Below are 9,461 nucleotides of genomic sequence, written 5' to 3' on the forward strand. Positions count from 1 at the left end.
GCCTTCATCATGGCCGGCGACGTACGGCTGCTGTTCACCGATGGCCTGCCGGCCGGCACCGTCTATCTCGACATATCGGGCCTCGACGATTTCTACGCCTCGGCAAAAGCCGCCGGTGTCCCCTTCACCGCGCCGCCGATGCTCGTCCATCGCGACACCGAGGGCCTGTTCGGGCCGGCGGGGGAAAGCGAATGGATGGCCTTCCTAAAGGACCCGGCAGGCAATACGATCGGCCTCGTCGAACGTCATCCGCCGGAACAGCAATGAGGCCGTCATGAAAATCGTCACCTGGAACATCAACGGCGTTCGGGCCCGCATCGGCAATTTGACCCATTGGCTGACGGAAAGCGCGCCTGATATCGCCTGCCTGCAGGAGATCAAGACTGTCGACGAGCAGTTTCCGCGCGCGGAGATCGAGGCGCTCGGCTACAACGTTGAAATATATGGCCAAAAAGGTTTTAACGGCGTCGCCATCCTGTCGAAGCTGCGCTTCGACGAGGTCATCAGAGGCTTGCCGGGTGACGCCACCGACGAGCAGGCGCGTTTCATCGAGGGCGTGTTCTCGACCGACAAGGGCGCGTTGCGCGTTGCCTCGCTCTACTTGCCGAACGGCAACCCGATCAATGACGAGAAGAAGTTCTCCTACAAGCTTTCCTGGATGGCGCGGCTGGAGCGCTGGGCCGAGGAACGGCTCATGCTCGAAGAGGCGCTGGTGCTGGCCGGGGATTACAATGTCATCCCCGAATACATCGACGCGAAATTCCCGGAGAACTGGCTGAGCGACGCGCTGTTCCAGCCGCAGACGAGGCAGGCGTTCCGCCGGCTGAAGAATCTCGGCTTCACCGAAGCGGTGCGCGCGGTCACCGACGGGCCGGACATCTTTACTTTCTGGGATTATCAGGCCGGTGCCTGGCAGAAGAACAACGGCATCCGCATCGATCACTTGCTGCTCTCGCCCGAAGCCGCCAACCGCTTTTCCTCGGCCTCGATCGAAAAGCATGTGCGGGCCTGGGAAAAACCCTCCGACCATGTGCCGGTGGCCGTCGAACTGGCTTTCGCGCCAATCTGATCATTTCGGGGCTCGGACCGCCGGATTCCCGGTTGATGGACCGTCATATCGCCACAATCGGGGTTTCCGCTGCAATCCGGGTTCGGCCGGGGTTCAAGATGACGATCAGATTTGCGCTTTGCCCATGTGCCGCCGCGCTCGCCCTCGCGGCGACGCCGGCGTTTGCCGATCCTGAATGCCTGGCCAACGGAAAATCATTCCAGATCGGCCAGGTCGCCTGTCTGACGCTGTCCGGCCGGAGCCACCTCGCCCGCTGCGATATGGTGCTCAACAACACGTCATGGACAAAGATTCGGGACGAATGCCCGCGAACGACGCCGGCGCCGTCGGCCACGCCAATTTCAACACCTGAGTCCGGTCTCGTTCCGACGGAACCCACCGAGAACTGATCTTCCGACTTGATTTTCGAAGTAGCCAGTCCTCCGACTTATTGCCTTCCTCACTATCGGCTTCGTGGCTACTGGCTTCTTGGCTACTGGTCGCCGCCGCCCTTGGTGAGGATGTCGTCGGCCAGCGAAATCGCGGTGCGGCGGTCGGCCTCGCCCGCGGCGGCAAACGCCTCTTCCTGCATGCCGCGTATCCATGGCTGGTCGGAAGGTGAGGCCCGTTCGAGCGCCGCGGTCATCATCGCCAGCCCCCGAACGATCTTACCGCTCTGGAAAAGCAGATGGCCGAGCGTTGCCTGCGCGCCGGCATGGCCCTTTTCCGCGGCGAGTTGGAACCAGCGTCCGGCCTGCTTGATGCTGGCCTTGACGCCGCCCTTGCCATTCAGGAAGATCTGGCCCATCTCGAACTGGGCATTCGGGTTGCGGTAATTGGCGGCGGCGCGCATGTAATATTCCTGGGCCGCCACCTCGTTCTCTGTGATAGGGCTGCCGGGGATGCCCTTCCTCAAATAGTCGCCGAGCGCCACGAGCGCGTCCGACACATAGCTCTCTTCCGGCGAACCGGGCTCGACGTCCTGGTCGGCAATCTCGCTGAAGAACTTGAACGCCGCGTAGTCGTCGCGCTCCACGCCGTCACCCTCGGCATACATACGCGCAAGCTTCCAGGTGGCGCCGATCTGGCCGTTTTCGGCCGCGTATTTGTAGGCCTCCGCGGCCTGTTCCTTGCGGCCGTTCTTATAGGCGGAGAAGCCGAACTGAAACACCGCCCACGGGCTGGACTGCGGCTTCACGCCGGTCTTGTCGTCGAACACCTTATCGTCGAAGGCCATGGCCTGGCCCGCGGCGCCCAAGGTCGCGCCAAAAGTGGCGATAGCGACCAGTGCCGAAAAGACAGACAACCTCAGCAACTCAGATATCCGCATAACAATGTGTTTCTTTCGCACCTCCGGGATGGGTGACCGCGCCGTCGCGGGCAGGCCCCACCGTTTGTGCATATTTCCAGATCGCGCCCGACTGAGAGTCGGTCGCGCGGGCCTTCCAGGCCTTTGCCCTAGCCGCCAGTTCGGTGTCGGACAGCGCCACCTCGATTGTGCCGTTCACCGCGTCGATCGAGATCAAATCGCCATCCCTGAGCAGCCCGATCGGACCACCCACGGCGGCTTCCGGCCCGACATGGCCGATGCAGAAGCCGCGTGTCGCGCCCGAAAAACGTCCGTCGGTGATGAGAGCCACCTTGCCGCCCATGCCCTGGCCATAGAGCGCCGCCGTCGTCGATAGCATTTCGCGCATGCCCGGACCGCCGCGCGGACCCTCGTAGCGGATGACGAGGACCTCGCCTTCGCTGTAGCTGCGATCCGTAACCGCCTCGAAACATTCCTCCTCCGAATCGAAACAGCGCGCCGGACCAGAGAATTTCAGCTCCGACATGCCCGCGACCTTCACGATCGCGCCTTCGGGGGCAAGGTTTCCCTTCAAGCCCACGACGCCACCCGTTTGGGTGATCGGTCGGTTGGCGGGACGGACCACATCCTGGCTATCATTCCAGGCTACGTGCTCCATATTTTCGGCTAAAGTGCGGCCGGTCACCGTCAGGCAGTCGCCGTGCAGATAGCCGTGGTCGAGCAACGTCTTCATCAAGAGCGGAATGCCGCCGGCCTCGAACATGTCCTTGGCGACATATTTGCCGCCCGGCTTCAGGTCGGCGATGTAGGGCGTCTTCTCGAAGATCCTGGCTACATCGAAGAGGTCGAACTTTATCCCGGCCTCATGCGCGATCGCCGGCAAATGCAGCGCTGCGTTGGTCGAGCCGCCGGTGGCCGAGACCACGGTCGCCGCATTCTCCAGCGCCTTCAGCGTGACGATGTCGCGCGGGCGGATATTCTTTGCGATCAGCTCCATGATCTTTTCGCCGGAGGCGAAGTTGAAGCGGTCGCGCATCTCGTAGGGCGCCGGTGCCCCGCAGGAATATGGCAGCGCCAGACCGATGGCCTCGGCGACGGTGGCCATGGTGTTGGCGGTGAACTGGGCGCCGCAAGAGCCGGCCGACGGACAAGCGGCTTGTTCGATTTCGAGGAGCTCGGCGTCGCCGATCGTGCCGACCGAGTGCTGGCCGACGGCCTCGAACACATCCTGCACGGTGATCTGCCGGCCCTTGTAGGAACCGGGCAATATCGAGCCGCCATAGATGAAGATCGACGGCACGTTGAGCCGCACCATGGCCATCATCATGCCGGGCAGCGACTTGTCGCAACCGGCAAGGCCGACCAGCGCATCGTAGCAATGGCCGCGCATGGTGAGTTCGACCGAATCGGCTATGACCTCGCGCGACACCAGTGACGATTTCATGCCCTGGTGGCCCATGGCGATGCCGTCCGTGACGGTGATGGTGCAGAATTCGCGCGGCGTGCCGTTCGCCGCGGCGACGCCCTTCTTGACCACCTGCGCCTGGCGCATCAGCGAGATGTTGCACGGTGCCGCCTCGTTCCAGCAGCTCGCGACACCGACCAGCGGCTGCGCGATCTCGGCCGCCGACAATCCCATCGCATAGAGATAAGAGCGGTGCGGCGCGCGCGCCGGACCGACGGTCACATAGCGGCTGGGCAGCTTGGCCTTGGAGATGACTCTGGCGTTCATACTCTTCCTTGCCGCGGGCGGTGCGACCTGCCCCATTGCCGAGCCTCTTTGGGCACGTGTTCCGGGACAAATTCGAGTGCGCCGGGTTTATGGCGGGAAATAGGCAATCTCCCCGGGCGTCCTTGTGGTGCGAGGATTGCTCAGAAACTGTTGCCAAAACGTCACAATCGCGGGAGGCAGAGGGGTGCCGCGTTTTTGTAACGCCGCCTGCATGTCAGGAAGCCGCTCGAACAAAAAAGCCGGGCAATGCCCGGCCTTTTTGCTATTGAAAACTTATGTTTAGAACTTGACCTTAACGGAAGCTGAGCCGGCAAGGAGCAGATCGTCGTCGTATGTGTAGGTGATGGCATTTGCCGTGTCGCCAACACCGGTGAAGGTCGACGACCCACTGGTCAGAACACCGATCGAACCACCAAGTCTGACCTCGATCTTGTCGTTCGGCGAATAAGAAATGCCGCTGGCCACGGACCAGGTGTCCGACTGATAGCCGGAGGTCGTCGAGGTTCCACGATCCCAGGTCAGCGAAACCGCGCCAGACAATTGGTCGGAAAACTTGTGAGCTATGCCACCCGAAACCGTCCAGCCGTCGCGATAAAGCAGGTCGAAAGAAACGGGCGAGGGAGCGCCGGTCACCGGACTGCGCACGCCATTGATGGGAATGACGCCAAGCCTGCTCCATTCCTGCCAGCGGATGGAACCAAAGGCCAGCCAGCCAGGCGCTATACCGCTCTGCAGCTTAAGTTCCACAGCTTGGGGTATCTCGGCCGAGGCGGAGACAGGGAAGACCCCGGTAGCGCCTGGAATCAGATCCGCCGGAAAGGCGCCCCTAAAACCGGTGGTGTCGACAGTTCCCGACAGCTCGTCATATTTGTAGCTCGAAGAGTACATCAGGCTTCCGCGCAAGGCGATTTCGGGAATTTCATAGGCGGCACCAACACGCCAGCCCCACGCCTCGTCAGAAAGCTTGAACTCGCCGATGCCGGTATTGCCGAAGGCCAGCAGTGTCTGGCGGGACAGAAACGCATCGACCTCCTGGTAGGAGACGCCGCCGATGAACCGCATGGAGCCCTTGCCGACATTTACCTTGTAGGAGCAGGTAAGGCCGAAATCATTTGTTTTGACGAAGTATTCAACCGCCGTTGGCGAATAGGCGTTGTTCATTCCGAAGTCTGCCTCCGCACCATACGGTTCCGTATAGGTGGCAAGGCAATCCACCGGTTCAAAGATGTTGGCCTTGATACCGATGCGCGGCACTGCATAGTCGCCACCAACATCCACTGACGAAGACGACAACGCAACCGGGTTCGGCGGGGAATCCAAGCGCTGCACATTCTTCAATTTGCGCTGTGGCGAAACATATGTGACGCCAGCATCGAACGAATATGGCGCGGCATCAAACAACTGGTCGATGTTGACACCGCCCCGGTCGAAGCCGCCGGCGTTCGCAACGCCCGAAGTCAATAGAGAAAAGCACCCCGCCCCCAGCAGCGCTTTCCGACGCAAATTGTTCATGAATCTCCTCCCGAATACGAATGGGATTAAGCTAGAACCAATTCAGGTTAACGGCGCAACAATGAATTCCCGATGCGGTACATGTACACCTTCGCCGACCGCATTTTAGACAAAGTGACAGCTTTCGCCGCAAAGCCGGAAAACGGCCCGTTTGGTTGCAAATCGACAAAAAATTCAGAAAACTCGCGTGGAACGACGTCAAAACGGCCGGTTTTGCGAAGACAAGGCCACATTGTTACATTATGGCAACAATGGGGCTAAAACATTCCGTTTACGTCAAGATTTACGCTGCGGAATGCCTATTTCGCGTCAGGAAGCCGTCCGAAAACCAAGGTCGCAGGACTCGCGAATCCTGAGCATCGGACCCAAAAGCGGAAGCGGGTTTTGGTCAATCCGACCCTCAGCCAATTCGATTCTCAAACACCAGAATAAGTCAACCGGCTTCGCGCACTCGTGTCCGCGCCACCGAAAGCTTTTCTTGCGCCTCGCGATACTCGGCGAGTTTTTCGCGCTCGGCTTCCACGACATCTTCCGGCGCGTTGGCGACGAATTTCTCGTTGGACAGCTTCTTGTGCAGGCGGGCGATCTCTTCGGTCACCTTGACCAGTTCCTTCTGCAGCCGCGCCGCCTCGGCGGTAAGGTCGATCAGGCTGCCGAGCGGCAGACAGATAGTCGCCTCGTTGAGCACGATCTGGGCGGAGCCCTTAGGCGCCGTATCGACCAGCGAGATGTCGCCGACCCGCGCCAGTCGCTTGATGGCCGTTGCCTGGCGCTCAAGCCTTTCGTGGGTCGCGGTATTGGCGCCGATCACCATCAGGGGCGCGATCGCGGCCGGCGGCACATTCATTTCCGAGCGCACGGAGCGGATGCCTGAGACGAGCTCGACCAGCCAGTTGATGTCGGCGGCCGCTGCCTCATCCTCAAAGTCTGGCGACGGCCACGCGGCATGGCAAAGCAGCGACGGCCGTTCCTTGCCCTCGCCGGCGGTCTCAGCCCACAGCTCTTCGGTCATGAATGGCATCATCGGATGCAGCAGCTTATAGATCTCGTCGAGCACGAAGGCGACACAAGCCCGGCTTTCGGCCTTGGCAGCCTCGTCCGGACCTGTGAACACCGGCTTCAGCAGTTCCAGATACCAGTCGCAGAACAAGTTCCACACGAAGCGGTAGGCCGCACCTGCAGCCTCGTTGAACCGGTATGAGGTGATTCCTTCGGTGATTTCGCGCGCGGCGCGTGTCAGTTCGGTCAGGATCCAGCGGTTGACCGCCAGCTTGGCGTCGTTCAGCCAGAACTCGTCGTTCCTCGCGACGTCGTTCATCTCGGCAAAGCGCGTCGCGTTCCACAGCTTGGTGCCGAAGTTGCGGTAGCCGGCGATGCGGGCCGGATCGAGCTTCACGTCGCGTCCTTGCGCGGCCATCACCGTCAGCGTGAAGCGCAGCGCGTCGGCGCCATATTCGTCGATGAGATCGAGCGGGTCGATGACGTTGCCTTTCGACTTCGACATCTTCTGCCCGTTCTTGTCGCGCACCAGCGCATGGACATAGACGGTGTGGAACGGCTCTTCGTCCATGAAGTGCAGGCCCATCATCATCATGCGGGCGACCCAGAAGAAGATGATGTCGAAGCCGGTCACCAGCACGTCGGTCTGGTAGTAGGTTTTCAGCTCCGGCGTCTGGTCCGGCCAGCCAAGCGTCGAGAACGGCCACAGCGCCGACGAGAACCATGTGTCGAGCACATCCTCGTCGCGGGTCAGGATCTCGCCCGGCCTGAAGTTCTCGAGCTTGTCCTCAACCCAGGCCTTCCATGGCCCTTCCAGCGCCAGATAATATTCGACGGCGGCTGCGAGCGCCTCCTCCTCGGTCTTCTCGACGAAGACGCGTCCATCCGGTCCGTACCAGGCCGGGATCTGGTGACCCCACCAGAGCTGGCGCGAAATGCACCACGGCTGGATGTTCTCCATCCAGTCGAAATAGGTCTTTTCCCAGTTTTTCGGCACGAAATTGGTACGGCCCTCGCGCACCGCACGAATAGCCGGTTTGGCGAGCTCCGCCGCGTTCGCATACCATTGTTCGGTCAGGAACGGTTCGATCGGCACGCCGCCGCGATCGCCATGCGGCACGGCATGGCGATGCGGCTCGACCTTTTCGAGGAAACCGCCCGCCTCCATCAGCTCGACGATCTTCTTACGCGCGACGAAACGATCGAGGCCGTTGAGTTCATCCCAGACGGCCTGGCGCTCGGGCGTCACCTCCAGCCCGGCGAGAAAGTCGTCATTGTCCGTGAGGGTGACCGCCGCCTCTACGGTGAGGATATTGATCGCCGGCAGCTTATGGCGCCTGCCGACCTCGAAGTCGTTGAAGTCGTGGGCCGGCGTGATCTTGACCGCGCCGCTGCCTTTCTCCGGATCGGAATATTGGTCCGCCACCACCGGGATCTTGCGGCCGACGATCGGCAGGACGAGGTTCTTGCCGACCAGATGCCGAAAACGCTCGTCGTCGGGATGCACCGCCACCGCCGTATCGCCCAGCATTGTCTCGGGGCGTGTCGTTGCCACGGTGATGAAGGTTTTAGGATTTTCCGGATCGAAAACCTCGCCCTCGACGGGGTAGCGGAAATGCCAGAGGTTGCCGTTGACCTCCTGCTGTTCGACCTCGAGGTCGGAAATCGCAGTCAAGAGCTTCGGGTCCCAGTTGACAAGGCGCTTGTCCTTGTAGATCAGGCCTTCCTTGTAGAGCGTGACGAACACTTCGAGCACCGCCTTGGATAGGCCCTCGTCCATGGTGAAACGTTCTCGGCTCCAGTCGGCCGAGGCCCCCAGCCGCTTCAACTGGTTGAAGATCGCGCCGCCGGATTCAGCCTTCCACTCCCAGACTTTCTCGATGAACTCGTCGCGCGTCAGGTCGCGGCGGTGGATCTGCTGCTCCATAAGCTGGCGCTCGACCACCATCTGCGTAGCGATGCCGGCGTGATCCATGCCGGGCTGCCACAGCACGTTCTTGCCGCGCATGCGCTCGAAGCGCACCAGAATGTCCTGCAGCGTGTTGTTGAGTGCATGGCCCATATGCAGCGAGCCGGTGACGTTCGGTGGCGGGATGACGATGGTGAAGGCTTCCGCGCCCTCCTCGGCGCCTGCGCCGGCACGAAACGCGTCGGCCTCCTCCCAGATTTTGGCGATCTTCGGCTCGACGATTTTGGCGTCGTAGTTTTTTTCGAGCATGGAAAGGCGTCCGAGCTGTCGGGTTTTTGCTGGTCCGGTGTAAATCGGAAGGTCTTGGCCAAGTCAACCGCGAGGCGGCAGGCGAACTGGCTCGCCTGCCATACAGATAGATCTGACAAGATCACAGGCAATGCCACTGCCGAGGCAGTAGGCATTACATCGCACCCAAAAACACCGCCAGCGGCGGCGTTCCCCATCCGTCGACCGTCCGAATTGTTACTGCGCGCCGCGCGCCACGCGCTCGATTTCTTCGCGCACCAGCCGCTCGACCAGCGTCGGAAGATTGTTGTCCAGCCAGTCCTGCAGCATGGGCCTGAGCATCTCCTCGGCCATCTCGTCGAAGGTTTTCTTGCTGCGGCTGGCGAACGCATCGGAAAGCTCGCCGAAGGCGGCGGCGACCTGCCGGCCCGTGTGTTCGGAAAGGATCGCCGGACGAGTGGACGGTGCCTCACTTGTGGCCGGGCGCGCCAACCCACTTCGCGGCGGGGCCGGCTCGAAAGCAGGTTCGGCCGCGTCCTCGAAAACCTCGGCCTTCGGTTCGGCGTCCGGCGTCCGTCTCACCTCGGCCCTGTCCGGCTTGGCCGCGGTCATCGCTTCGCCTACTGAGGCGATCTCACGCCGCCAATCGGCCACGATGCTGTCG

Annotated in this window: 8 protein-coding genes; 3 read left to right on the forward strand and 5 right to left on the reverse strand. The window is 61.5% G+C overall.

Going from position 1 to position 9,461, the window contains the following annotated elements:
* The 3 genes from EOA86_RS10185 to EOA86_RS10195 form a co-directional block, all read left to right on the forward strand.
* On the forward strand, positions 1-267 hold a 267-nt coding region (locus tag EOA86_RS10185; RefSeq protein ID WP_128341494.1), incomplete at its 5' end, for a glyoxalase.
* Between the two features lie 7 nt (positions 268-274).
* Positions 275-1,069 carry an exodeoxyribonuclease III gene (gene xth, locus EOA86_RS10190; protein ID WP_128341496.1) on the forward strand — a complete coding sequence of 265 codons (795 nt, stop codon included), beginning with the start codon at positions 275-277 and terminating at the stop codon, positions 1,067-1,069.
* A 98-nt stretch (positions 1,070-1,167) separates the two neighbouring features.
* Positions 1,168-1,458 carry a hypothetical protein gene (locus tag EOA86_RS10195; protein WP_127211254.1) on the forward strand — a complete coding sequence of 97 codons (291 nt, stop codon included), beginning with the start codon at positions 1,168-1,170 and terminating at the stop codon, positions 1,456-1,458.
* Between the two features lie 83 nt (positions 1,459-1,541).
* On the opposite strand, the gene EOA86_RS10200 is transcribed toward EOA86_RS10195, so the two are convergent.
* The 5 genes from EOA86_RS10200 to EOA86_RS10220 all read right to left on the reverse strand — a co-directional run.
* Complete coding sequence (locus tag EOA86_RS10200) at positions 1,542-2,378, reverse strand: tetratricopeptide repeat protein (protein WP_029353183.1); 837 nt, start codon at positions 2,376-2,378, stop codon at positions 1,542-1,544.
* Positions 2,365-4,089 carry a dihydroxy-acid dehydratase gene (gene ilvD, locus EOA86_RS10205; protein ID WP_128341497.1) on the reverse strand — a complete coding sequence of 575 codons (1,725 nt, stop codon included), beginning with the start codon at positions 4,087-4,089 and terminating at the stop codon, positions 2,365-2,367. Before ilvD ends, EOA86_RS10200 begins: the two co-directional genes overlap by 14 nt.
* Before the next feature lie 279 nt (positions 4,090-4,368).
* Complete coding sequence (locus EOA86_RS10210; protein ID WP_128341499.1) at positions 4,369-5,601, reverse strand: OmpP1/FadL family transporter; 1,233 nt, start codon at positions 5,599-5,601, stop codon at positions 4,369-4,371.
* A 433-nt stretch (positions 5,602-6,034) separates the two neighbouring features.
* A complete protein-coding gene (locus EOA86_RS10215; RefSeq protein ID WP_128341501.1) occupies positions 6,035-8,818 on the reverse strand; it encodes a valine--tRNA ligase in 2,784 nt (927 codons plus the stop codon).
* A gap of 216 nt (positions 8,819-9,034) precedes the next feature.
* Positions 9,035-9,461: DUF2497 domain-containing protein (locus EOA86_RS10220; protein WP_128341503.1), on the reverse strand; the 427-nt coding region annotated here is incomplete at its 5' end.

The organism is Mesorhizobium sp. M5C.F.Ca.IN.020.32.2.1 (assembly GCF_004023105.1).
GTDB classification, from domain to species: Bacteria; Pseudomonadota; Alphaproteobacteria; order Rhizobiales; family Rhizobiaceae; genus Mesorhizobium; species Mesorhizobium wenxiniae.